This window comes from Actinomadura rupiterrae, assembly GCF_024172125.1.
Classification (GTDB): Bacteria; Actinomycetota; Actinomycetes; order Streptosporangiales; family Streptosporangiaceae; genus Spirillospora; species Spirillospora rupiterrae.
The window spans coordinates 119,540-143,106 of sequence record NZ_JAMZEA010000012.1; the positions used below are offsets into that span (position 1 = coordinate 119,540).

The 23,567-nt window shown below is 71.7% G+C and carries 16 protein-coding genes; 6 read left to right on the forward strand and 10 right to left on the reverse strand.

The genetic code is table 11. The features are described from left to right. Positions 1-66 precede the first annotated feature (66 nt). From FHU30_RS35875 to FHU30_RS35885, 3 genes are all read left to right on the forward strand, one after another. Positions 67-1,113: a mechanosensitive ion channel family protein gene (locus FHU30_RS35875; RefSeq protein ID WP_253881996.1), complete on the forward strand. Its 1,047-nt coding sequence runs from the start codon at positions 67-69 to the stop codon at positions 1,111-1,113. Positions 1,114-1,256: 143 nt separating this feature from the next. Beyond that, complete coding sequence (locus tag FHU30_RS35880; protein WP_253881997.1) at positions 1,257-1,658, forward strand: globin; 402 nt, start codon at positions 1,257-1,259, stop codon at positions 1,656-1,658. Between the two features lie 118 nt (positions 1,659-1,776). Next, positions 1,777-3,360: a glycoside hydrolase family 13 protein gene (locus FHU30_RS35885; RefSeq protein WP_253881998.1), complete on the forward strand. Its 1,584-nt coding sequence runs from the start codon at positions 1,777-1,779 to the stop codon at positions 3,358-3,360. Positions 3,361-3,556: 196 nt separating this feature from the next. Here FHU30_RS35885 and FHU30_RS35890 read toward each other — a convergent pair whose 3' ends face one another. From FHU30_RS35890 to FHU30_RS35900, 3 genes are all read right to left on the reverse strand, one after another. After that, positions 3,557-4,975, reverse strand: coding sequence for a S28 family serine protease (locus tag FHU30_RS35890; protein WP_253881999.1), 1,419 nt, complete (start codon positions 4,973-4,975; stop codon positions 3,557-3,559). 288 nt (positions 4,976-5,263) lie between these two features. After that, complete coding sequence (locus tag FHU30_RS35895; protein WP_253882000.1) at positions 5,264-5,485, reverse strand: hypothetical protein; 222 nt, start codon at positions 5,483-5,485, stop codon at positions 5,264-5,266. A gap of 126 nt (positions 5,486-5,611) precedes the next feature. Further along, the gene (locus tag FHU30_RS35900) at positions 5,612-6,103 is read right to left on the reverse strand and encodes a MarR family winged helix-turn-helix transcriptional regulator (protein ID WP_253882001.1); all 492 of its coding nucleotides are present in this window, start codon (positions 6,101-6,103) and stop codon (positions 5,612-5,614) included. A 118-nt stretch (positions 6,104-6,221) separates the two neighbouring features. Between FHU30_RS35900 and FHU30_RS35905 the strand changes: the two genes are divergently transcribed. Together FHU30_RS35905 and FHU30_RS35910 are read left to right on the forward strand one after the other, a co-directional pair. Continuing rightward, positions 6,222-7,763, forward strand: a complete 1,542-nt coding sequence (locus tag FHU30_RS35905) for an MFS transporter (protein ID WP_253882002.1) — start codon at positions 6,222-6,224, stop codon at positions 7,761-7,763. Between the two features lie 13 nt (positions 7,764-7,776). Beyond that, complete coding sequence (locus FHU30_RS35910; RefSeq protein ID WP_253882003.1) at positions 7,777-8,610, forward strand: alpha/beta fold hydrolase; 834 nt, start codon at positions 7,777-7,779, stop codon at positions 8,608-8,610. A gap of 18 nt (positions 8,611-8,628) precedes the next feature. On the opposite strand, the gene FHU30_RS35915 is transcribed toward FHU30_RS35910, so the two are convergent. The 3 genes from FHU30_RS35915 to FHU30_RS35925 all read right to left on the reverse strand — a co-directional run bounded on the left by FHU30_RS35915 (position 8,629) and on the right by FHU30_RS35925 (position 12,629). After that, entirely contained in the window at positions 8,629-9,045 is a 417-nt protein-coding gene (locus FHU30_RS35915) for an acyl-CoA thioesterase (RefSeq protein WP_253882004.1), read from the reverse strand. Positions 9,046-9,291: 246 nt separating this feature from the next. Then, entirely contained in the window at positions 9,292-10,956 is a 1,665-nt protein-coding gene (gene ettA, locus FHU30_RS35920; protein ID WP_253882005.1) for an energy-dependent translational throttle protein EttA, read from the reverse strand. A gap of 383 nt (positions 10,957-11,339) precedes the next feature. Further along, the gene (locus tag FHU30_RS35925) at positions 11,340-12,629 is read right to left on the reverse strand and encodes a sensor domain-containing diguanylate cyclase (protein ID WP_253882006.1); all 1,290 of its coding nucleotides are present in this window, start codon (positions 12,627-12,629) and stop codon (positions 11,340-11,342) included. A 1,153-nt stretch (positions 12,630-13,782) separates the two neighbouring features. On the opposite strand from FHU30_RS35925, the gene FHU30_RS35930 reads away from it, so the two are divergent. Next, complete coding sequence (locus FHU30_RS35930; protein WP_372503903.1) at positions 13,783-15,090, forward strand: IS256 family transposase; 1,308 nt, start codon at positions 13,783-13,785, stop codon at positions 15,088-15,090. A 1,616-nt stretch (positions 15,091-16,706) separates the two neighbouring features. Here the strand turns inward: FHU30_RS35930 and FHU30_RS35935 are convergent. The 4 genes from FHU30_RS35935 to FHU30_RS35950 all read right to left on the reverse strand — a co-directional run bounded on the left by FHU30_RS35935 (position 16,707) and on the right by FHU30_RS35950 (position 23,516). Further along, positions 16,707-17,324: an apolipoprotein A1/A4/E family protein gene (locus FHU30_RS35935; RefSeq protein ID WP_253882007.1), complete on the reverse strand. Its 618-nt coding sequence runs from the start codon at positions 17,322-17,324 to the stop codon at positions 16,707-16,709. 1,167 nt (positions 17,325-18,491) lie between these two features. After that, the gene (locus FHU30_RS35940) at positions 18,492-18,971 is read right to left on the reverse strand and encodes a single-stranded DNA-binding protein (RefSeq protein ID WP_253882008.1); all 480 of its coding nucleotides are present in this window, start codon (positions 18,969-18,971) and stop codon (positions 18,492-18,494) included. Positions 18,972-19,206: 235 nt separating this feature from the next. Then, positions 19,207-20,874 carry a GTPase family protein gene (locus FHU30_RS35945; RefSeq protein ID WP_253882009.1) on the reverse strand — a complete coding sequence of 556 codons (1,668 nt, stop codon included), beginning with the start codon at positions 20,872-20,874 and terminating at the stop codon, positions 19,207-19,209. Then, positions 20,871-23,516 carry an AAA family ATPase gene (locus tag FHU30_RS35950; protein ID WP_253882010.1) on the reverse strand — a complete coding sequence of 882 codons (2,646 nt, stop codon included), beginning with the start codon at positions 23,514-23,516 and terminating at the stop codon, positions 20,871-20,873. The genes FHU30_RS35945 and FHU30_RS35950 overlap by 4 nt, the downstream gene beginning before the upstream one ends. Positions 23,517-23,567 lie beyond the last annotated feature (51 nt).

The following is a 23,567-nucleotide window of genomic DNA, read 5'->3' on the forward strand; positions in this document are numbered from 1 at the left end:
CGTACCGCCGCAGGTCCACGGCGACGTGGCGCGGCATCCACCATCGGCCGGGGAGGGTCTGCCCCCATGTACGGCACAGCGGCGTCCAGCGCGCCCGTCGCCCATGCCGCCGGGGTGCTCGCCGAGCCCCTGGTGAAGATGGACGGGAAGGCCGAGAGCTACTGCGTCAGCAAGCCCGGCGACGCCCCGTCCGCGACGTGCCGGCTGTTCTGGAACATCACGCACAGCCCCGACGCGACCCGGTTCGTCCATAACTACGGCCTGGACGACTGGACCGGCAAGCTCGTCGCGATCATCGTGACGTTCGTCATCGCGCTGGTCGTCCGGAACATCGCGCACCGCATGATCACCAAGGTCACCCTCCGGATGGCCGAGGGGACCATGTCGGAGAAGGTCCGCGAGAAGAGCAAGACCATCTTCGAGGGCAGCCCGGCGCTGCTGTCCCAGCGCCGCGCGCAGCGGGCCAAGACGCTCGGCTCGGTGCTGCGCTCGGTCGCGTCCGTGGTGATCATGGGCACCGCGCTGTTCAGCATCCTCGGCTACCTCGGGCTGAACCTGACCCCGATCGTGGCCAGCGCCAGCGTCATCGGCGTCGCGGTCGGCTTCGGCGCGCAGAACATCGTCAAGGACTGCCTCGCCGGCATGTTCATGCTGCTGGAGGACCAGTACGGCGTCGGCGACGTGATCGACGTCGGCAGCGCCAAGGGCACGGTCGAGGCGGTCACCCTGCGCGTCACCCGGATGCGGGACGTCAACGGCGTGGTCTGGTACGTCCCGAACGGCGAGATCAAGAAGGTCGGCAACGAGTCCCAGAACTGGGGCCGCGCCGTGCTCGACATCCCCGTCGACATCGGGGAGGACGTCGAGAAGGTCAAGGACATCCTGCAGGCCACCGCCGACACGATGGCCGAGGACCCCAAGTGGAGCGACACCGTGCTGGAGCGGCCCTCGGTCTGGGGCGTCCAGGCCCTCGCCGGGGACGCGCTGGTCATCCGCGTGGTGCTGAAGACCGCCCCCGGCAAGCAGGGCGACTGCGCCCGCGAGCTGCGCGAGCGCGTCAAGGTCGCGTTCGACGAGGCCGGCGTCTCGGTCGCCACCCCCTCCGCCTCCTGACCCCCTCGAATCGTCGCGCTGAGTATTGGACTGATTTCGCATAGTCACGACGTCGGGCTGGCGCGGAGGTCAGGGCGTCCTGCCGTCACGGCTTGACGATCAAGAGGCGTAAGCGCGCTCCTACCGCATAGGCTTGGGGCGTTATGGCTGAACCCGAACAGGTGACCTTCTACGAGGCGGTCGGGGGCGAGGAGACGTTCCGCGCCCTGGTGCACCGCTTCTACCAGGGCGTCGCTGAAGACCCGGCGCTGCGCGCGATGTATCCCGAGGAGGACCTCGGTCCCGCCGAGGAGCGGCTGCGGCTGTTCCTGATCCAGTACTGGGGCGGGCCGAACACCTACAGCCAGCGGCGCGGGCACCCGCGCCTGCGCATGAGGCACGCGCCCTTCGTCGTGGACGAGGCGGCCAAGGAGGCCTGGCTGCGGCACATGCGCAAGGCGCTGGACGAGACCGTCGCCGAGTCCGGCCTGCCCCCGCAGGCGGAGCAGATGCTCTGGAACTACTTCACCATGGCCGCCCAGAGCATGGTCAACGCCCCGTCCTGAGCGCGGCCTCCCCCGGCTCCCGAGCCTTCGGAAGGGCCGCCGTCACCGGTTGGTGAGGGTTCCTTCGTCCACGTCAGGGGCGGGTGAAGGTTCGCCCGCTTTCGGGTAGATCGCCGGTATGACGCGATCCCCCTGGTGGCGCCACGCCGTCGTGTACGAGGTCTACGTCCGCAGCTTCGCCGACGGCGGCGGCGACGGGGAGGGCGATCTCCGGGGCGTCCGGTCGCGGCTGGCCTACCTGCGCGACCTCGGCGTGGACGCGCTGTGGCTGACGCCGTTCTACCCGTCCCCGCTGGCGGACGGCGGCTACGACGTCGCCGACCACACCGGCGTCGACCCGCGGTTCGGCACCCTGGACGACTTCGACGCGCTGGTCGCGGACGCGCACGCGCACGGCCTCCGGGTGATCATCGACATCGTCCCGAACCACACCTCGGACCGGCACCGCTGGTTCCGGGAGGCGCTGGCCGCGCCGATCGGCGACCCGGCGCGGGAGCGGTACGTGTTCCGCCCCGGGCGGCGCAACCCGGACGGCCGGATGGAGGGCCCGCCGAACGACTGGCCGTCGATGTTCGGCGGATCGGCCTGGGAACGCCTTCCGGACGGCCAGTGGTACCTGCACCTGTACGCGCGCGAGCAGCCTGACCTGAACTGGCGCGACCCGGGAGTCCGGCGCGCGTTCGAGGACGTCCTGCGGTTCTGGCTCGACCGGGGCGTGGACGGCTTCCGGATCGACGTCGCGGCCGGGCTGTTCAAGGACCCGGCGTTCGCCGACGTCGGCGCGGACGCGCGCACCGCCCTGCACGGGCGGATCTACAGCCGTCCCGAGGTGCACGGCGTCTACCGGGACTGGCGGCGCATCCTGGAGTCCTACGACGGCGACCGGATGGCGGTCGGCGAGGTCTGGACCGACTCCCCTGACGAGCTTGCCCGGTTCCTGCGTCCGGACGAGCTGCACCAGGCGTTCCAGTTCGACCTCCAGCTCGCGCCGTGGTCCGCGCCCGCGTTCCGGGACGTGATCCAGGCGGCGGTCGCGGCGGTCGAACCGACCGGGGCCGCGCCGACGTGGGTGCTGTCCAGCCACGACATGCCCCGGCATGTCACGCGGTACGAGCGTCCGCCGGGCGTGCCCGGCATCGGCACGGCCCGCGCCCGCGCCGCGCTGCTGATGCTCCTCGCGCTGCCGGGCTCGGCCTACCTGTACCAGGGCGAGGAGCTGGGCCTTCCCGAGGTCGAGGACCTCCCGGACGAGGTCCGGCAGGACCCGATCTCGCGCCGCACCGGCGGGAAGCGGCCCGGCCGGGACGGCTGCCGGGTGCCGATCCCCTGGTCGGGGGCCAAGGAGCCGTACGGCTTCGCGCCGGACGGCACGCGCCCGTGGCTGCCTATGCCGCCGGACTGGGCGTCCCTGACGGTCGAGGCCCAGGACGGCGACCCGGCCTCGATGCTGTCGTTCTACCGGAGCGCGCTGGCGCTGCGGCGCGAGCTGGCGCCGTCGCTGCCGGAGGAGATCGAGTGGCCGGACGACCCGTCCGACGCGTCCGTGGTCTTCCGGCGCGGGCGGCTCACGTGCGCGCTGAACTGCTCGGACAACCCGGTCCGGCTACCACCCGGGGAGGTCGTCCTGGCAAGCGCCGCCTGCTACGGCGACCTGCTGCCGGGCAACACGTCCGCCTGGCTCGTCACCGACGCGCCGTCATGAAATGACGACGGGAGTCCCGGCGGGAAATCACGACGGCGGTCCCGGCGGGAAATCACGACGGCGGTCCGGGCGGGGAATCACGACGGGGGCCCGGCGGGAAATGACGAGGCGTGGGACACGGACCTGGGGGATGGTCCGCGTCCCACGCCTCGGGGGTGGGAACCGGGAGCCCTGCTGGGGGCTCGCGGCTCGGCGGCTACAGCGGGGGACGCTGCGCCAGGGTCGGGTCCTCGCCCATCGGGGTCGGAACCGCGAAGGTGGCCTTCATGGACGGCGCGACGCCCGCCCAGCGCTGGAGGTCCGCGATGGCCTTCGCGCGCTGCGCGTCCGGCAGCTTGGCGATGAGCCGGCCGCTGTGGTTCATGCCCGGGGCGACGTAGACGGCCGAGTCACGGCTGCCCTTGCCGAGCCGGAACGGCTTGCTGCCCCACGGGTCGTTCGCGCCGTAGAGGAACAGCATGTGGTTCGCGCTGCCGCGCACCCACGAGTCGATGTCGCGCATCGCCTTGCCGTTGTCGAACCTCATCGGGATGTCGCGCGGGACGTACGTCCGCGGCACGTAACTGCTCTCGTAGCGCAGCAGGTCGTGCAGGTTCGGGAACTTCGGCGACGGCCAGCCGAGCTGCGTGCCCGCCTGGTAGTAGTACGGGATGAAGGCGCCGAGGCTCTGGTCGCTGTAGGACGACACGTCCGAGACGTCGTTGAACACCTTGTAGATGTCGTCGTCGGAGGCGTTGGTCGCGGGCAGCGAGGCGCACTCGGACTGCAGGTGGTACTGCCAGAAGCCCCACTCGAAGTCCATGACGGAGTTCTCGAACGCGCGGTCCACCGTGCGCAGGATCGAGAACGTCCACTTGTTGGCCTTGGCGTCCGCGTTCATCCGCGTCTCCATGGCCGTGCGGCGCTTCAGGATCTCGCGGGCCAGGTCCTTCACGTGCGCGCGGCACGTGGGATCGGTGCCGACCGTCTGGAAGAACTTGTCGTAGGCCTTGTCGTGGTTGTTGTTGTAGTCGTTCGGCGCCACGTACACGACCGAGCCGGCCACGTCGTTCGGGTAGAACCGCTTGTGGTACGTCGCGGTCATGCCGCCCTTGGACGCGCCGGTGTTGATCCACTTGGCGCCGTAGATCGGCTTGAGCGCCTGGACGATGCGGTGCTCGTCGGTGGCGGCCTGCCAGATGTTGTCGTACTTCCAGTTCGCGTCCTGCGGCCGCGACGGGGTGAAGTACCGGTACTCGACCGAGATCTGGTTGGCGTTCAGCAGCGCCGTCGGCTCGGACTGGAACATCGCCTCGGGCGTGTTGTAGCCGCTGGTGTACTCCACCATCGGCGCGGACGCGTCCCGGTGCTCCAGCATGATCCGCTGCTCGAACCACTTGCCGTGCGGCTTGCGGTGGTCGACCGGCTGCTTGTAGGTCAGCCAGAACCAGCGGTAGCCCTTCAGGGTCGACGGCTTCTCCTGGACGGACATGCCCTTGATGGCCTTCAGCTGGGCCAGGATGTCGCCCTTGGGCGCCGCGGGCGCCGCCTGGGCCGCCCCGGCGACACCGATTGCGGAGGCGGCCAGACCGCCCGCCAGCAGCAGGGACAGAGCCCCGTGGGAAACGCGCCGCATCTTCTCACCTTCACGTGGGATCGCCACAATTCGCGTTGCGACGGTAGAGGTAACAAGTGTGACGAAAACATACCGGGGGGACGCTTGTTACAAACCCGTGACTAGTCGGCGATCTTTTCAGCGGCGATCCTGCTAGGCGTCCGAGCACCGTCCCCGCGCGCTACGGAAGGACGCGAGGCGGCGCAGGGTGGGGTGACGCGGCGCGGCGCGGAACGGGGTGACGCGGCGCGGCGCGGAACGGGGTGAGGCGGGGCGTCGCGGGACGGGGTGAGGCGGGGCGGCGTGGTTTCAGACGAGGCCGCCGCTGAGCAGGTGGGCGACCAGCCAGGCGAGGCCGAGCAGCAGCGCGAGGCGGCGGAGCTGCCAGCCGAGCGGCTTGCCGCGGATGGCGAACACGTTCCAGATCACCTCGGACAGCGTGTCGCCGGGCTGCCGGTTGAAGACCGCGGGCAGCTCGATCGCGAAGAACATCAGGACCCACAGGATCCAGGCGAAGACGTAGGGGGACATCGGAACCTCGGACGGGGGTGAGACCCGGGGGGGCGGCCCGGGACGGGACGCGGTGTCCTGTTGATCCCCGTCCGCCGAGATCGTTACCCCAGTTCAGGACCGCTGTTTCCGGAAATCTTCGGAAATCTAGGTCAGGACGTCCACGGCCCGCTGGAGCAGGATGCGGAGCGCCGCCAGCTCGTCGGCGTCGAAGGCGTCCACGAGGCTGCGCTCGACGGCGACGGCCGCGGCGTCCGCCTCGACCAGGAGCCTGGCCCCCTCGTCCGTCAGGCGCGTGACCAGCACCTGCGCGTGGTCCTCGGACGGGCGGCGCTCGATCAGCCCGCGCGCCTCCAGCGTCTTCAGGACGGTCGTCATGCTCTGCGGCGTCACCGCGCAGTAGCGCGCGAGCCGCGCGCCGGAGATGCCGGGCGCGAGCGACAGCGCGTACATCGCCGCGTACTGCGGGACGGTCAGCCCGAACGGCCGCAGCACGCGGCTCTTCTCGGCGATGAGCGCCTGCTCGGCTCGCTTGATCAGCATGCCCGGCCGCCAGGCCGTCGCCGCCTCGATCCGCTCCTCGACCGGCCCCTCGATCCGCTCCTCAGTCCGCTCCTCGGTCCGCTCGTCGCCTGCCATCCGATCTCCCCTCACGGGCGCACCCTACCAACCTTCGACGACTTGACAAGGCTCGTACTCATATAAGAACTTTGGCCTCCATCAGAGTTCTTATGGTTTGTCGCTCGAAAGGAACGCCATGCCCGGTTCGGACCGGCGCGCCCGCACGCTCTGGGTGGTGTGCGGCTCGCTGCTGCTCATCCCGGTCACCGCCACGGGCGCGGCCGAGGCGACCGCCGACGTGGGACGGTCGCTGCACGCCGGCCTCGCCGCCTCGCAGTGGGTCGTGAACGCCTTCTTCCTGACCTTCGCGAGCTTCATGGCGGGCACCGGATCGCTCGCCGACCGTATCGGCCGGCGGCGGATGTTCGGGCTCGGGCTGGCCGTCTTCACCGCGTCCATGCTGGTCGCGACCCTCGCGCCCGACATCGGGACGCTCGTCGCGGCGCGCCTCCTCGCGGGGGCGGGGGCGGCCGCCGCGACCACCGGCGGAAGCGCGCTGCTCGCCGCGGCCTTCCCGGACGGCCCGGCTCGTGCGCGCGCGTTCGGCGTGTTCGGGACCGTCCTCGGGCTCGGCCTCGCGTTCGGGCCGGTCATCGCCGGGACGCTCGTCAGCGGCCTGGGCTGGCGCGCGTTCTTCGGCGTCGCCGCCGTCGCGCTGCTGCCGTCGTTGGCCGCCGTCCCGCTGCTTTCCGAGTCGCGGCAGGCCGCGTCCGGACGCCTGGACCTGGTCGGCGCGGTGACGTTCACGCTCGGCCTGTCCGCGTTCACGTTCGCGCTGGTAGAAGGCCCGACGCTGGGCTGGACGCACGGGACCGTCCGCGGCGGGTTCGCGGCGTGCGTGCTGCTGCTGGCGGCGTTCGCCGTCGTCGAGCGGCGGCACGCGGCCCCGCTCGTGGACCTCGCGCTGCTGGCCCGCCCGCGCTTCGTGGCGATCTCCGCGATGCCGTTCCTGCTGGCCTTCGGGTTCGTCGCGCTGACCATCGTCCTGCCGCCGTACTTCATGGCCACGCTGCACGCGTCGGCGGGACGGGCGGGCGTGCTGCTCATGCTGCTCACCGGCCCGACGCTGCTGCTGCCGCCGCTTACGGGCCTGCTCGCGCGGCGGCTGTCGCAGCGAACGCTGCTCGTCACGACGCTGCTGCTGGTCGCCCTCGGGACGGCGCTGCTGGCGCTCGTCCCGGGCGGTGCGGGCGCCGGCGCCCTCGCCGCGCCGCTGCTGCTGATCGGGTCCGGCTTCGGGATCTCGCTGGCCATCATGGACGGCGCGGCGATCTCGTCCGTCGAACCCGACCGCGCCGGGATGGCCGCCGGGGTCTTCAACACCGCCCGGATCACCGGCGAGGTCGTCGCGGTCGCCGTCCTCGGCGCGCTGCTGACCACGCTGACCCGCGCCGATCTCGCGTCCCGATACGGCGCTGGCATCGCGTCCGACGCCACGTCCCGCCTGCTCCAGGGCGACATGACGCCGCCACGCGGGACCGGTGGCGGTCCGGGTTACGCGTCCGCCGCGACGCACGCCTATGCGAGCGCGCTCCACGACGTCCTGTGGGCGCTGTCCGCCCTGTCCCTGGTCGGCGCTGTCGTGGTCGCCCGCTTGCTGCGCGCTTCTGATGTTCCGACTCGTCCGCTCTCGTCCGATGTGGCCGCTGAGCTTGCGGTCGCCGAATCCGTCCGCTGAAAGGAAACCCGCAATGCCTACCGTCGATGTTCAGATCAGCTCCGGCACCAGCACCGTGAACTACCTGGTCACGGGGACCGGGCCCGGCCTCGTCCTGGTGCACGGCACCGGCGCGGACGGCCCGGGCAACTGGGGGCCGCTCATCGAGGCGCTCGCGTCCCGCTTCACGATCGTCGCGCCGGACCTTTCGGGGGCCGGCGCGACCCGCGACGCGGGCGGCCCGATCCTGATGGACGACCTGGTCCGCCAGGTGCTCGCCGCCGCCGACCACGCCGGGCTCGACCGCTTCCACCTGGCCGGACACTCGCTGGGCGGCACGGTCGCCCTGGCCGTCGCGGGGACGGCACCGGACCGCGTGATCTCGGTCGTGTCGCATGCCGCATGGGCGAAGACCGACCCGTGGATGGCGTTCCAGTTCGACCTCTGGGCCCGCCTCACGGTCGCGGATCCCGAACTCCAGGCGCGCCTGCTCCAGTGCACCGCCATGGGCGACGCCACGCTGCGCGCCCGCTCCGACGCCGACTTCCAGGCCGCGACGGAGGGCTTCACCGCCGCGATCAGCGCGGCCTCGGACGGGTTCCTGCGCCAGGTCGAGGCCGACCGCGCCGTGGACATCACGGCGCTCCTCCCCCGGATCACCGCCCCGACCGTGATCATCTCCAGCGCGGACGACCGGATCGTCCCGCCGCACCACCAGCGCGCCGTGGCCGAAGCCGTCCCGCACGCTCAGCTGGTCGAGGTGCCGGGCGGGCACGGCCTCCCGTTCGAGGACACGGACCTGTTCGTCCGCACCTTCACCGAGGCACTGAACGCCGTCGCTGCGGCCCGGTCGGCCGTCGCCGTCTAGGCCCGCTGGCGGACGGGCCTACTCGGCGGGGGCGCGGTAGCGGGCGAGGAAGTCGCGCTCGTATTCGGTGAACCGGCGCAACCGGTTGTTCTCGACGTCGAACGCGACGAGGACCGAGCTCGCGCGGGCGTACACGTTGTCGTCGTCCCGCACCTCGTAGGCCAGCGTGAACGACGCGGCCCGCGCCTGCGTGATCCACGTCTCGACCCGGATCGGGTCGACGGTCGGCAGCAGCGGCGTCACGTAGTCGATCTCGTGCCGGGACACGACCATCCCCCGGATCGGCTGCTCGCCCTTGCGGACGGGGTCGGCGTGGAACATCTCCAGCCGGGCGTCCTCCAGGTACCCGAGGAACTTCACGTTGTTCACGTGCCCCTGCGAGTCGATGTCGCCGAATCTCAGGGGGAACTCGTACACGTGCCGGAAGTCCGCCATGGGGCGCTCGTCACCGCTTCGCATAGCCTCGCCCGGATAGAAGGTGGGATCGCGCGCCGATGCTACCCGCCGCTCGGACGCCGCCGTTCATCACGTGGCCCACAAGAACGCCACCGCCTTCTTGTGCCCCCGGCACTGGGACGAGGGGCAACGCGGGAGCGAGAAGCCCCGGCTCGGGGACCGGAGGCGGGCGCGGGAAGGCGGAAGCGCCGCACCCGGGGTGGGTGCGGCGCTTCTCGGGGGTGATCAGTCGCGGGTCAGGCGGCGGTGGGTCACCCGGTGCGGACGGGCGGCCTCGGCGCCCAGGCGCTCGATCTTGTTCTTCTCGTAGTCGGCGAAGTTGCCCTCGAACCAGAACCAGTTCGAGCCGTCCTCCCACGCGAGGATGTGCGTGGCGATGCGGTCCAGGAACCACCGGTCGTGCGAGGTGATCACGGCGCAGCCGGGGAACTCCAGGAGGGCGTTCTCCAGGCTGGACAGCGTCTCGGTGTCGAGGTCGTTGGTCGGCTCGTCCAGCAGCAGCACGTTGCCGCCCTGCTTGAGGGTCATCGCCAGGTTCAGCCGGTTGCGCTCGCCGCCGGACAGCACGCCCGCGGGCTTCTGCTGGTCCGGGCCCTTGAAGCCGAACGCCGCGATGTAGGCGCGGGACGGCATCTCGACCTGGCCGACCTTGATGTGGTCCAGACCGTCCGAGACGACCTCCCAGACGTTCTTGTCCGGGTCGATGCCGCCGCGGCCCTGGTCCACGTACGAGATCTGCACGGTGTCGCCGACGCGCAGCGCGCCGGAGTCCGGCTGCTCCTCGCCGACGATCATGCGGAACAGGGTGGTCTTGCCGACGCCGTTCGGGCCGATGACGCCGACGATGCCGTTCGGCGGCAGGTCGAAGGACAGGTTGTCCATCAGGACCCGGTCGGAGAAGCCCTTGGTGAGCTTGTCGGCGACGATCACCGTGTTGCCCAGGCGCGGGCCCGGCGGGATCTGGATCTCCTCGAAGTCCAGCTTGCGGGTCTTGGCGGCCTCGGAGGCCATCTCCTCGTACCGGGCGAGGCGGGCCTTGGACTTGGTCTGCCGCGCCTTCGGGTTCGAGCGGACCCACTCCAGCTCGTCCTGCAGGCGCTTCTTGCGCTTGGCGTCCTTGTTGCCCTCGACCTTGAGCCGCTCGGCCTTCTTCTCCAGGTAGGTGGAGTAGTTGCCCTCGTAGGGGTGGCAGCGGCCGCGGTCCAGCTCCAGGATCCAGGTCGCCACGTTGTCCAGGAAGTACCGGTCGTGGGTGACGGCCAGGACGGTGCCCTCGTACTTGGCGAGGAACTGCTCCAGCCACTGGACGGACTCGGCGTCCAGGTGGTTGGTCGGCTCGTCCAGCAGCAGCAGGTCGGGGGCCTGCAGCAGCAGCTTGCACAGCGCCACGCGGCGGCGCTCACCGCCCGACAGCTTGGTCACGTCCGCGTCCGCCGGCGGGCAGCGCAGCGCGTCCATCGCCTGCTCCAGCTGGGAGTCCAGGTCCCAGGCGTTGCTGTGGTCGAGCTTCTCCTGGAGCTTGCCCATCTCGGCCATGAGCTCGTCGGAGTAGTCCGTCGCCATCTGCTCGGCGATCTCGTTGAACCGGTCGAGCATCGCCTTGGTCTCGGCGACGCCCTCCTCCACGTTCCCGAGGACGGTCTTCTCCTCGTTCAGCGGCGGCTCCTGCTGCAGGATGCCCACCGTGAACCCCGGCATGAGCTTGGCGTCGCCGTTGGACGGCTGCTCCAGACCGGCCATCATCCGCAGCAGCGTGGACTTGCCGGTACCGTTCGGGCCCAGCACGCCGATCTTGGCGCCGGGCAGGAAGTGCAAGGTGACGTCGTCCAGGACGACCTTGTCGCCGTGCGCCTTGCGCACACGCTGCATCGTGTAGATGTACTCGGCCATAATCCTCAAGCCTATTGGGTCCAGAGCACCGTTCGTCGCACCCGAACCCACCCCGCACCCCCGAACACCCCGGGCCCAGGAACGCTACGAGGGGCCCGGCGGGCCAGGCACCGAGCGGCCGGTCAGGCGCCGGGCCGCCGCTCAGGCACCGGGCCGCCGCTCAGGCGCCAAGCATCGGCCGCCAGGTCAGGCGTCGGACGGCAGATCAGGCGGCGGGCGGCAGATCGGGCGGCGGGCGGCGGGCGGCGGGCCAAGCGTCGGCCACCCGGTCAGGCGGCGGCCGTCCGGTCAGTCGTCGGCCGTCCGGTCAGGCACCGGGCGGCAGATCAGGCATCGGCCGCCCGGCAAGGCACCGGGCGGCAGATCAGGCATCGGCCGTCCGGTCAGGCGTCGGGGGTTCGGGGGGCGTCCACGGCGGGGAGGCAGACGCGGTCGCGGCCGGACTCCTTGGCCCGGTACAGGGCGAGGTCGGCGGCGGCCAGGAGCTCGATGAGGTCGGAGCCGTGGGTGTGCAGCAGGGCGACGCCGACGGAGATCGTCACGGCGACGGTGCTGTGGTCGGCGGGCACGGTGAGGCGGCGGACGCGGCCGCGCAGGCGCTCGGCGATCCGGCAGGCTTCGACGGTGTCCGCGCCGGGGAGCAGGGCGACGAACTCCTCGCCGCCGAAGCGTCCGACCACGTCGTAGTCGCGGAGCTGCCCGCAGAGCGTGGTCGCGACCCCGACCAAGACCTGGTCGCCGAGCAGGTGGCCGTAGGTGTCGTTGACCTTCTTGAAGTGGTCGATGTCGATCAGCAGCAGCGCGAGCGACTCGTCCGTGCGCTGGGCGCGGGACAGCTCGGTGTCGGCCTCGCGCTGCCAGGCGGCGGCGTTCAGCAGGCCGGTCTTGGCGTCCGTCCGGGCCGCGGCCTGGAGCTGCTGGTGCATCAGGCTGCGCTGCAGCAGGACGACCGGGGGCAGCGCGAGCAGCAGCAGCGCCGGGGACAGCGCGCTGCTGATCGTGACGAGCACCCCGACGCACAGCTCCACGACGTCCAGCAGGAGGCTCTCGCGGTTCCAGAGGACCTCGCGCCAGCGGCCCTCGGGCGCGGCGGCGTGCGCGGCGACCGCGACGATCCCCGTGTTGAGGACGGTGAACAGGGCCGCGCAGGCGACCGCGACGGGGATGCCCGGAATGCCCTGGACGATCCAGCCCGGGCCGTCCGCCAGCGGTTCGGGCACCACGGCGTGGAACACCACGCTCGCGCAGGCCCCGGCCAGGCCCAGCGCCGAGGTGACCATGATCCGCCGGTACAGCAGCGTCCGCCGGACGCGGAACTGGAGCAGGACCTGCAGCGGGATCGGGATCAGCAGCGCGTAGAGCGGCGGCAGCAGCAGCGCGACCGGCAGCCACCACGCCGACAGCAGGTCCCGCGCGACCCCCGCGGGCATGCCCAGCCGGCGGGACGCCTCGATGCAGACCGCGCCACACGCCAACAAGGCGGTAAATGTGAGTAGATCTTCTATTTGGAACGAGGTGCGCCAGAGCCCCAAACCGGTCAGCGCCAGGTGCAGCGACACCACCGCCGGGACGTAGACGGCCAGCAGGGACGGCCGCCCGGATCCCCCTGGGCGCCGGGACGTGCGGGCCAGTTCACCGCCGCGGTCCTCCGCGGACGACTGCACTGCCGTCATCCTTCCCCCCTATGCGTCACGTTGTGTAACACGATAGTTGCAACGTGTGCGGAGTGCGCCGGAAACCGGTACCTTCGAAACCGCAACAGGTGGACGGCCACCGTGGCCGTCCGCAGGGGCCGCGGAGTTCGCGGTCCCCGGCTCACCGGAGGGGGAATCCACCATGCGCGGCGTTTCCTGGGTCTAGAACTCTGGGCCCTGCGCACTGTGGTCGCGTTGCGACGATGCGCCCGCGTCGCGGAACACCTCCGCGGCGGGAGGGCATCCTGACGGAGGCCCGCACCGACCCGGGCCGAGCCGCCCGCGACGGCCTGAGCCCCCGCGGCGGCTCCCACCCCGGACCGCGTCCCGGCCTCCGCGTGACCGCCCGGCCCGGTGGCCGCGCACTCCCCGGACGGGCCGCTCCGCTCCGGCGGACCGCCCACTCCGGCCGACCGCGCCCCCACCGGGCCGCTCGCGTGTCCCCACCCGTCCATCCCGCCCCATCGCCCGAGCCCGCCACCGACCGCTCCCCGCCCGCGGACCACCACCCCGCCCCGGGCCTCCCACTCCCTTCCCCCTCCCAAGCCCCCACCCCTCCCAAACGAACCGAACCCCCGACTCGTCCCTCACCCCGAAGCAACAAACCCCCACCCGGAACAGAGCGCATCCCCCGAACTCCACCGAGTGACGCCCCCGCTACATAAGACCCCCCATCCCCCACCCCGGTTCACGCCCCACCCCACCAAATCCACCCCACCCAAAGCCGAACAGGGCCCACCACAACCCAAAACAACCGCACACGAGCACCGCACCGAGACCGAGCGCAACACGAGCAATCACCACCACAAGCAGGACCGGCAACTCCGCCAGCACCCGTGGACGCCAACGGCCCGGTGGCATGACCAGCCCCAGACAGAAACCGGCGCACGCGGTAGACCTCGGCGTACCTGAATGAAGGAGGTATCTCTCTAGGTGTGGAAAGTGATCTTGTTGGGGAGCAAGTGATCAGTGGGCGAAGCGCCCACGTTCTTCGGGGGGAGAACCACACGTCATGTCTGTGATCGATGGTGTCGACGGCACCACCTCGACCACCGTAAGTGATCTTCCGGCTACCGTGTTGGAGGTGGGTGAGTCCGAGCAGGAAACGGTGCGTCGTCCGATCCGGGAGCTGATGGACGATCGGCTGCTGGATGAGTTGCTGGCCAGGTCCCGGGACCAGGACGGCGGGCTGCGGCTGACCGGTGAGGGCTCGATGCTGGGTGATCTGGTCAAGGCCGTCCTGGAGCGGGCGTTGGAGGCCGAGCTGACCGCGCATCTGGGCTATGACCGGCATGTGCAGGGCGCGGGCGCGGTGGCGGGCAACGCCCGGAACGGGAAGATCCGCAAGACGGTGCAGACCGGGGTCGGGCCGGTTCAGGTGGCGGTGCCGCGGGACCGGGCCGGCAGCTTCGAGCCGATGCTGGTGCCCAAACGCGCCGGGCGCGTCTCCGGCGGCCTGGACGACATGGTCATCAGCCTGTACGCGCACGGCATGACGGTCCGTGACATCGTCCACCACCTCGACCAGGTGTATGGGACCCGGCTCAGTCCCGAGACCGTCTCCCGGATCACCGAGCAGGTGATGGAGGAGGTCAAGTCCTGGCAGCGCCGCCCGCTCGACCCCGTCTATGCCGTGGTGTTCCTGGACGCGATCGTGGTGAAAGTCCGCGACAACCACGTCGTGCACAACAAGCCGGCGTACCTGGCAGTCGGGATCGACACCGACGGCGACAAGCACGTGCTGGGCATCTGGGTGCCCAAGGCCGCCGACGGCCCGGTCGGAGAAGGCGCCGGGTTCTGGCGCGGTGTCGTCACCGACCTGCGCAACCGTGGAGTCACCGACATCCTGATCGCCTGCTGCGACGGGCTGGGCGGGTTCGAGGACGCCATCACCGCGGCCTTCCCCCACGCCACCGTCCAGACCTGCGTGGTCCACCTGATCCGCAACGCACTGCGGCCGGTCCCACGCAAGGACCGCGCCGCGGTCGCGGCCGAACTGAAGAAGGTCTACACCGCCGTCGACGCCGACGCCGCGTTCGACGCCCTGGCCACCCTGGCCACCAGCGAGCTGGGAAAACGCTACCCGCAGGCGGTGAAAGTGTGGGAGACGGCCTGGGAACAGGTCACCCCGTTCCTGGCCTTCACACCCGCAGTCCGCCGATTGCTCTACACCACCAACAGCATCGAGTCACTGAACTACCAACTCCGCAAGGTCACCAAGGCCCGCGGCCACTTCCCGACCGACGACGCAGTCGTCAAACTGCTGTGGCTGGCCATCGTCAACATCGAGGACAAACGCGCCCGCGAACGCGCCGCCAAACGAGCCAACGGCGACAAGCATCCCTTCCAACCCGCCCGACTCGTCGAGGGCACCAAAACCTACGGCTGGCCCGAAGCACTCAACGAACTCGCCCAGGCCTACCCGGGCCGCATCCGGTAAACACAACCAGACCCACCACAAGATCATCTTTACACACCTCGAGTTACAAGCTCTGAATGAAGATGGCGCGTACAGACCAGGCCCGCGTAAGCAAGCAAGTCCGTAGACGTGCCTGAACACGGCGGTAGGCGTGCGCGAGGGCAGGCAGCGCGGGCGCAGTCGAAGGGCACACGGAGCAGGCCGACACGAACACACGAGCCGGCGCACGCGAGCGCCAGCCAGATGCCACCCCCGGCGCCGACGCGCGGGCACAGGTGATCGCGGGCGCTGGCACTTGGGCGATCACGAAGAGGGCCGCACGCGAGTCGGCACACATCGGCGGACGTCCCCGGCCGTGGGCAGGACAGGGGGCAGGCGCGTGCATGGGAGCACGTGGCCGCGAGCACGGGCCCGGCAAGGCGTGAACGTGGCCATGGCTGCCCCGCAACGGCCCGCGAGGCAGGCAAGCGCAGACACAGGACGACGCGGACACGGCTCGAACGTGGGCGTAGGCGCGGGCAGGGCAGGTCGGACTCAAGGGGCGCGGGCGCATGAACCGAAAGGGCCTGCAGGCGCGGACACGGGACGACGTGGATGCGGCCGGACGTGGGCGGGGGCGCCGTCGGCGGGCGTGGACGTCAACAGGCCCGGTGGTGGCGGACGCGGGCGGAAATCGGCGTAAGCGCGCGAGCGTGGGCGGGGCTGCGCGCGGACGGGGCTAGCAAGGCGGTAGATGCGCTTAGACGAAGCCGTGCGCGTGGGCGCACGCCGGGGGCGGGGCATGCGTGCCCGCAAGGCGTCGGCAGGTGGGGGCGTCAACAGCCCGGGGCGCGGAAGTGCGCAGCGGAAACCAGCGCAGGCGCGCGTGGGTGGACGTCGGCATGGTGGACGGCGGTGGCCCGGGCGAGCTGGGCGAGGTAGGCAAGCAACACCGTAGACGTGCCTAAAGGCGGCTTGTGAGCGCACGGCGGTGGGCATGCGCGAGCGCGGGCCGGGCGGGCGCCAGTGCGGACGCAGGCGAAGGGCACGCGGAGCAAGCCGACAAGAACACACGCGTTGGCGCGACGGAGCTGGGCAGGCAGATGTGTTTGGACGCGGCCGTGGGCGCATGCGGTCGTGGGCATGCATGCGCGCGGGCGTCGGCGGGTGTGGGAGCCCAACAGCCCGGTGGTGCAGCCGGACGCAGACAGAAATCAGCACAGGCGCCTGGGCGGACGTCGGCGTGGGTGGCGGTCGCGTGGGTGGTGTTAGGGCGCAGGCAGTCCGGGCGCGGGGTGGGTTAGCACAACCGTGCAGGCGGCGGACGCGGCCGTGGGTGCACGCAGCGGTGGGCGTTCCCGCACCCGATCGTCGGCGGGTGTGGTCAGGGGCAGACGGGCGCAGGCGCAGACATGAGCACGGGCAGGAGTGGGCGGGTGCGGGCGTCCGAGAGCGAGCGGGGACGCAGGAGCAGGCAGGCGTGTGGAGATGGGGGCGGGCGCGGACGGGCGTGGATGCGGGCAGGCGCGGACGCGGACGGGCGTGAGCACGGACGGGCGCGGACGGGCGCGGGCGCGGACGGCCGTGGCTGTGGGGGCTGGCGGGGCGGGTGAGGTTGGGGCGGGTTGGGCTTGGGGCGGGTGGGCGGTGGCGGGGGGTTAGTGGGTGGGGCGGTCTCGGGGGGGCATTTGTAGGGGGACGGGGGTGGTGGGGCGGTCTTGGGAGGTGAGGGTGTCGAGGCGGGTGGTGATGGCTTCGAGCTGGGTGTCGAGGTCGTGGCGGAGGTTCTCCAGGGCGTTGTGGACGTGGCCGCGGAGGGAGTCGGAGGTGAGCTGGAGCTGCTCGCGGTAGGACTCGGACGCGGCGTTCGACTGGTCGCGGTGGTGTTCGAGGACGCTATGGAGTTGGTGCTGGTTGGCCTGCTCGGACGCGTGGAGCTGTTCGCGGAGAGCCTCCGTGCCGGACTGGAGCTGGTCGCGGATGGCTTCGACGTGGGCCTGCATCTCGCGGCGGAAGCTCTCGCCGCTGGTCTGGAGCTCGCGGCGGAGTCCGTCCGCGGTGGCGTGCAGTTCCGAGCGGAGGCCACCGAGGCTCGCTTGCATCTCGGCGCGCAGTCCTTCGGCGCTTGCGGTCGTCTCCCCGCGCAGGCCGGACACGGCGGCCGAGGATTCGCCGCGGAGACCCGCCACCTCCGTCCTGATCATCCGGACGGCGAAGGCGACGGTCACCAGGATCGCGGCCGAGAAGAGGACGAGGACCACCCAAGGCTGGTTCATAGCTACCGAGCGTACGCTTGCAGTCGCGGTCCGAAAGGGCTTCAAGTTTCTTGCCCTTGGTCACCTCCCTACCTCTCCATGTAACGCATGACCTGCGAAGGGGTCGTCGGTCCCGCGTGCGCGGGGTTCGCTCCATCGGCGCCCGGCCCCTGTCCCCCGCCGGCCGTGAACCCCGGCCGCGTGATGGCTTGTGGACACGGAGTGGCTCCGGACACGCACCTCGGCCGCAGGCGCGGACACGCAACCCGGCCCCGGGCGCGGACCTCGGCCCCGGGCGCGGCCACGCAGCTCGCGCGCGGGCGCAGACCTCGGGCGCGGGCGCGCACCTCGGCCGCAGGCGCGGACACGCTGCGCGGACACGCTGCGCGGGCGCGGGCGCGGGCGCGCTGCGCGGGCGCGGACACGCTGCTCGCGCGCGGACGCGGACCTCGGCCGCAAACGCAGTCCTCGGGTGCGGACCTCGGGCGCCGGCACAGACCTCGGGCGCGGGCGTGCGCTGAACGCGGACAGGCGCTCGAACGAGGACGGCCGTGAACGTGAAGGTGCTGTGGACGTGGAGGCACCGTGGACACGGACGCGCCGCGGACGTGGGCGTGCCGCGGACGTGGGCGTGCCGCGGACGTGGGCGTGCCGCGGGTGTGGAGCCGGCGTGGGTGTGGAGCCGGCGTGGACGCGGACACGGAGTGGAATGGCTTCAGTGGACGTGGACGCACCGTGGACGTGGACGCAGTAGTTGCGGACGCAGTTAATAGGTGTCTGGCTGGCTCGTTCCTCCAGCTTGTGTCGGGTCGAGTCGGTCCGCCGGGGTGGGCGGTCCGCCGGGTTGGGTGGTTGGGGCGGATGGGGTGGGGGTTGGGTCGTTCAACTCGGGTTGCGTTGGGTTTGGGGGGGTGGGTTGTTGTGTGGGTTGGCGAGGGCGGGGGTGGGTGGTCGGCCGGGGTGGGCGGTTGGGGCGGGGTGGGCGGTTGGGGCGGGGTGGGCGGTTGGGGCGGGGTGGGCGGTTGGGGCGGGGTGGGCGGTTGGGGCGGGGTGGTTGGGCGGGTGGTTGGGGTGGGGGTGCGGGTTGGGTCGTCTGGGGCGGGTCGGGGGGTTGGCGGGGGTGGGTGGCCGGGCCGCGTTGGGGGTGGCGGCCCGGCCTTGCAAGGGAGGGGTGGTTTGGTTTTCGGGTTAGGCGGCCTTGGGGGTTTCGGTCACCTCCTCTTCGGTGGTCTCGGTGCCGGTGAGGGCGAAGAGGTCGGAGACCTCCTGGGCCTCGCGGCGGTCGGATTCGGTGAGGGAGCCCGAGCGGGACGCGACGCGGAAGTCGGCGGTGCCGCGGGTCAGGTCGTGGCCCAGGGTGGTCGCCTCGATCTCGGCGCAGTAGCGCCACTGGCCGTCGCGCTCGTACTGGCGGATGCGGAGGCGGCCGGTGACGAGCACGGGATGGCCGCGGGCGAACTCCGAGGAATGGACGTTCTCGGCCAGGCCGCGCCAGCAGTTGACGGTGAGGAACATGGTCTCCACGTCCGTCCACTGGCCCGTGGTGCGGTCATAGCGGCGCGGCGTGCAGGCCAGCTTCATCGACAGGTACGGCGTGCCGTTCGCGGTGATCAGGAACTGCGGGGTATCGGCGACCCAGCCGATGACGGTGATCTGAGCCTCGTTCATCGAGTCCTCCGGATGTGTGTGTCGTGACGTTCGGAAGCGTCCCTGTGACGCTTCCGGACACCACGATCGCGGAGGGTGAGGCTCGGGTGAAAGTCGGGCGCCGAGCTGTGGATAACTCGAACGGGTGGCTAGGCGCAGCCCAGGTTTGGGCCGGTTGGGGCGCCGCCGTACTCGGCACGGGGTACCACAGCTTCGCTTCCCGGTGCCGGGCACTGCCGGGCTGCGTGAGGCGGGGTTAGGTGCCTTGGACTAGGTCTACGTCGTCTCGGAAGGCGGCGTAGAGCGCTAGTTCCTCGGTGATGGGTTCGAGGACTTTTTGTTCGGCGACGGTGGCGATGCGGTCGCGCATGTGGCGTTCCATGCGTTCGCCGTGTTTGGCGGACGAGAGGGCCACCAGGTTGCGGCACGTGGCGGTTGTCAGCCAGCCCATTCCCAGCGTGCAGACGACCAGGACGGCGACGTACGGGATGAGGCCCGTCTCGCCCAGCCAGCCGCTCGGCGCCTTGGCGACATGGGCGACGCCGTAGGCGACCAGTAGGCCGATCCAGGCGAGGCCCAGCAGGGAGACCAGGACGAGGAAGTACTGCCAGGTCTTCACCAGCCACCACCAGCGCGGGACTTGGTTGAACCCCGGTAGCGCCTCCTTCATGGCCTCGCCGAGTTCTTCCGGTAGTTCGGCCGCGTGCCGGCGCGCGGCCGCGCGGACGGAGCGGACCCAGGCGTCCGGGAGGTCGGTGGTGATGCCGTCCGTGACGTCCATCAGGGCGGTGTCGACCTCGCCCTGCTGGGCGCCCGTCGGGCCGGTGAAGGCGCCGCGCAGCTCGTCGCGGAGCTCGCCGAGGCGCATCCGGCGCAGAGGGTCGCTGCGGAGGCGGGCGGCCAGGGACAGGACGGGCCAGCTGATGAAGTCGGCGGCGCGCAGTTCGTAGGCGCTTTCCATGGCCTCGGCCACGGCGGGCGCACCGGCCGCGTCCGTGAGCGCGCGCATGAGGCCGTCCCGGTGCGGGGCGTCGACCGCGGTAGGCGGCTCGGCGGAACCCTTGTAGGACGCGAAGCGCTCGCCAATGTCGGTGACGTCCACGGCGAGGCGCTCGCTGCGCGCGTGCCTGGCGGCGACGGTGTCCACGAGGACTTCGCGCAGGCCGCGGACGCCCTCTTCAGAGACAGCGGACGTCGTGACGATACGCGGCTTGGCCAGGCCCTCGGCTTCGAGGAGGCGGCGGAGGTCGGCGACGCATTCGTCCACCTCGTCCGGGTCGAGCCGGTCGACCTGGTTCAGGACGATCAGAGTGACCCCGGCGTGCCGGGCGAACGGGACGATGTAGTTGCGGTGCAGCGCGGCGTCGGCGTACTTCTGCGGGTCGACGACCCAGATGAGCAGGTCCGCGATCGAGACGAACCGGTCGACCTCGGCGCGGTGCATCGCCTGGATGGAGTCGTGGTCGGGCAGGTCGATGAGGACGAGCCCCTGCAGCGAGTCGTCCGCGCGCTGGAGGTCGAGCGCGGACGCGCGCGCGTAGCGGTGCCGCTTGTCCACGTCGAGCCAGTCGAGCAGCGGACCCGCGCCGTCCAGGCCCCAGACGCACGCGTGCGCGCGCGAGGTCATCGGACGGCGCATGCCCGTCGGCGACAGTTCCAGCCCGCACACGGCGTTGAACAGCGAGGACTTGCCGCTGCCGGTGCCGCCCGCGAGGGTCACGACGGTGTGCTCGGCCGACAGCCGGAGCCGCTGCCCGGCGCGGTCGAGCAGCACGGCGGCGTCGTCCAGCAGGGACGGCGCGAGGCGGCCGGCGCCGGCGGCGGTGATCCGGTCCAGCGCGTCCAGCCGTCCGGTCAGGCCCGGGGCGGCGGCGGCCGGGTCCTGCGGCACGTCGGCGACGGGCGGCGGGGCCGAGGTGGTCATCGGGCGACCTCAAGGTTGTAGACGGCCTGGTAGAGCCGGACGGGGACGGTCTCGTCGGGGATGCCCGCGGCGTCGAGCGCCTGCCCGAACCGCAGTCCCTCCTCGTCGAACAGCATCGCGATCCGGCTGCGCAGGTCGGCGCGCGCCTTGGCGCCCATGCCGCGCAGCGACTCCGCGCCGAACAGCGCCTTCAGCAGCCGCTGCGGGACGGCGCTGGTGCCGCCCTCGACGTTCACCTCGGACGTCCCGTAGCCGAGCAGCCCGATCATCAGCACCAGCGACAGCGCCTCGGTGTCGAACGACACGAGCTTGGCGACCGAGCGCTTGGTGACGCCCTCGGTGCGGACGAGCTCCTGGACGTGGTCCTGCCACGCGCTGACCGCCCGCGACACCCGCCGGGACAGCTCGGGCGACACCTCGCCGAGGCCCGGGACCGCCGACCCGGCCAGCACCTGCGTCCCGGCCGGGTGGCCGCGCCAGGCGGCCATGCCCTGCTCGGCGGCGTGCTCGGCGGTCGACACGATCAGCGACTCCAGGCCGCTGCGCAGCGCGCCCTTCAGCGCGCGCACGCGCGCGGGGCTGCGGTGCCGCCGCGAGGAGCGGCGGCCGAGGCCGAACTTGTTGCGGCGGGTGCGGAGCGAGCGCAGCAGGTCGCCGGTGCCGGCGAAGTCCTGCCAGCGGGCGAGCACCTCGCCGCGCAGCAGCGAGCCGTTGCGGGTCGCCTCGTCCAGCTCGGCGAGGGCCGTCCCGTAGGCGGAGTCGATCAGCCCGGCGAGCTCGCCGCGCACCTCGACCTGCGCCTCCACGTGCTTGGCCAGCTCGGGGACGCGCGTCCGGAGGCTGTCCAGGACGCCGCCGAGAGTGTCGCCGATCACCACGCGGCGGTGGTCGGCGTCCTCGGCGATCGCGGTCAGGTAGCCGCGGATCTCCTCCACGGCCTCCTCCGGCAGCCGGCTCTCCTCGACCCGCGTCTCCGGGACGGTGAACCGGCGCGCGTCGCCGACGCCGTGCTCGCCGAGCATCTCGCCGAAGTGGTCGACGACCTCGCCGCCCGCGCCGTCCGGCACCCGGGACAGCACGACGCCGATCGTCGCGCCGTTCTCCCGCGCGCGCTGCAGCATCTGCCAGACCATCGCGTCCGCGTACCGGGACGCGGTGACCACGCACAGCCACACGTCCGCGGCGGCCATCAGCTTGGTCGCGAACTCGTAGTGGTCCTCGAAGACCGAGTCGAAGTCGGGGCTGTCCAGCAGGGCCAGGCCCGGCGGGATCGCCTCGCTGGTGATCACGACGAGCTGGTCGCCCGCGATCGCGTCCGGCGCGGGGCCCCTGACCCGGCCCATGCCGGGCAGCAGCGGACCCTCCAGGAACCACTCGGCGTGCTCGGGGTGGCACACCAGGATCGGGCTGGACGTGGTCGGACGCAGCACGCCCGTCGCGCTGACCCGGCTGCCTACCAGCGTGTTCACCAGCGTGGACTTGCCCGCGCCGGTGGATCCGCCGAGCACCACGAGCATCGGCGCGCCCGCGCCCTCGATCCGCGGCAGCGCGTAGTCGACGAGCTGGTTGCGCAGTTCGAGCCGCTGCTCGCGCGCCTCCTCGACGCCCGGGACGTCCAGCACCAGCTCGAACGCGCCGAGCTGGTCGCGCAGGCCGGACAGCGCGCGGGTCAGCTCGCCCTGCCGCGTCCCGACCCCGGGCAGCGTCCCGGCCTCGGCCGCCTTCGCCGCGGCCACCAGCCGCTCGCCGGCCTTCCAGCCGCCGACCCCGGCCATCGCCTCGTCCCCGGGCCCGCCCGAACCTCCCCCGGACGCACCTTCCTCCCGCACCCGCTGAGCTTCCTCGTGCGCTCGCGGGGCTTCGTCACCCGCCCGGGCGCCTTCCTCGTGCGCCCGCGCGGCTTCAGAGCGCCGCCCGCCCGCGTCCTCAGCGGACGCGTCGGCTGGGTCGTGCTCGCGCGCGTCCGGCACATGCGCCTCCTGCGCGGGCGCGTCATCGCCGCCCTGCGCGCCGCTCGCCGCATGCCGCTGCTGGGCGGACGACTCGCCCGCGCCTTGCGCGCTCACCTCGTGCGACTTTTGCTTGGGTGCGTCGTCGGAGCCCTGGCCACTGCTCGGCACGGGCGCCTTCTGCGCGGACGGCTCGCCCGCGCCCTGCGCGCTTGCCGCGTGCCGCTTCCGCGCGGACGCGTCCGGATCCAGCGGGTTGCTCGCTGCTAGCGACTCTTGCGCGGACGACTCGTCCCCGGCCTGCGCGCTCGCATCGTGCTGCTTCCGAGCGGAGGACTCGTCCGGACCCTGCGGGGTGCTCGCTGCTAGCGGCTTTTGCGAGGAGGACTCGTCCCCGGCCTGCGCGCTTGCCGCGTGCTGCTCTTGCGCGGACGCGTCGTCCGGGCCCTGGGGGCTGGTCGGCGTGGGCGAGGCGTTGGGGGGCTTCGGTTGCGCGTCGGACGGGCCGCTCGGCTCTTGTGCGGGTGGGTTGTCGGTGGCTTGTGGTTGGTTGGTGGGCGAGGGGTTCGACGGGGTGGTGTTCGCGTTCGGCTCCGCTTCCGGGTCGGGGCGGACGGGCGTTGCGGGGGCAGGTGGAGTGCCCGGTTCGCGGCTGGGAGCGGGAACCGGCACGGAGTCTGGGTGGACGCTCATGTTGGACGGTTCGTCCTCGGGCGACAGGGGGTTTTCGGCGGGCGCCGCGTG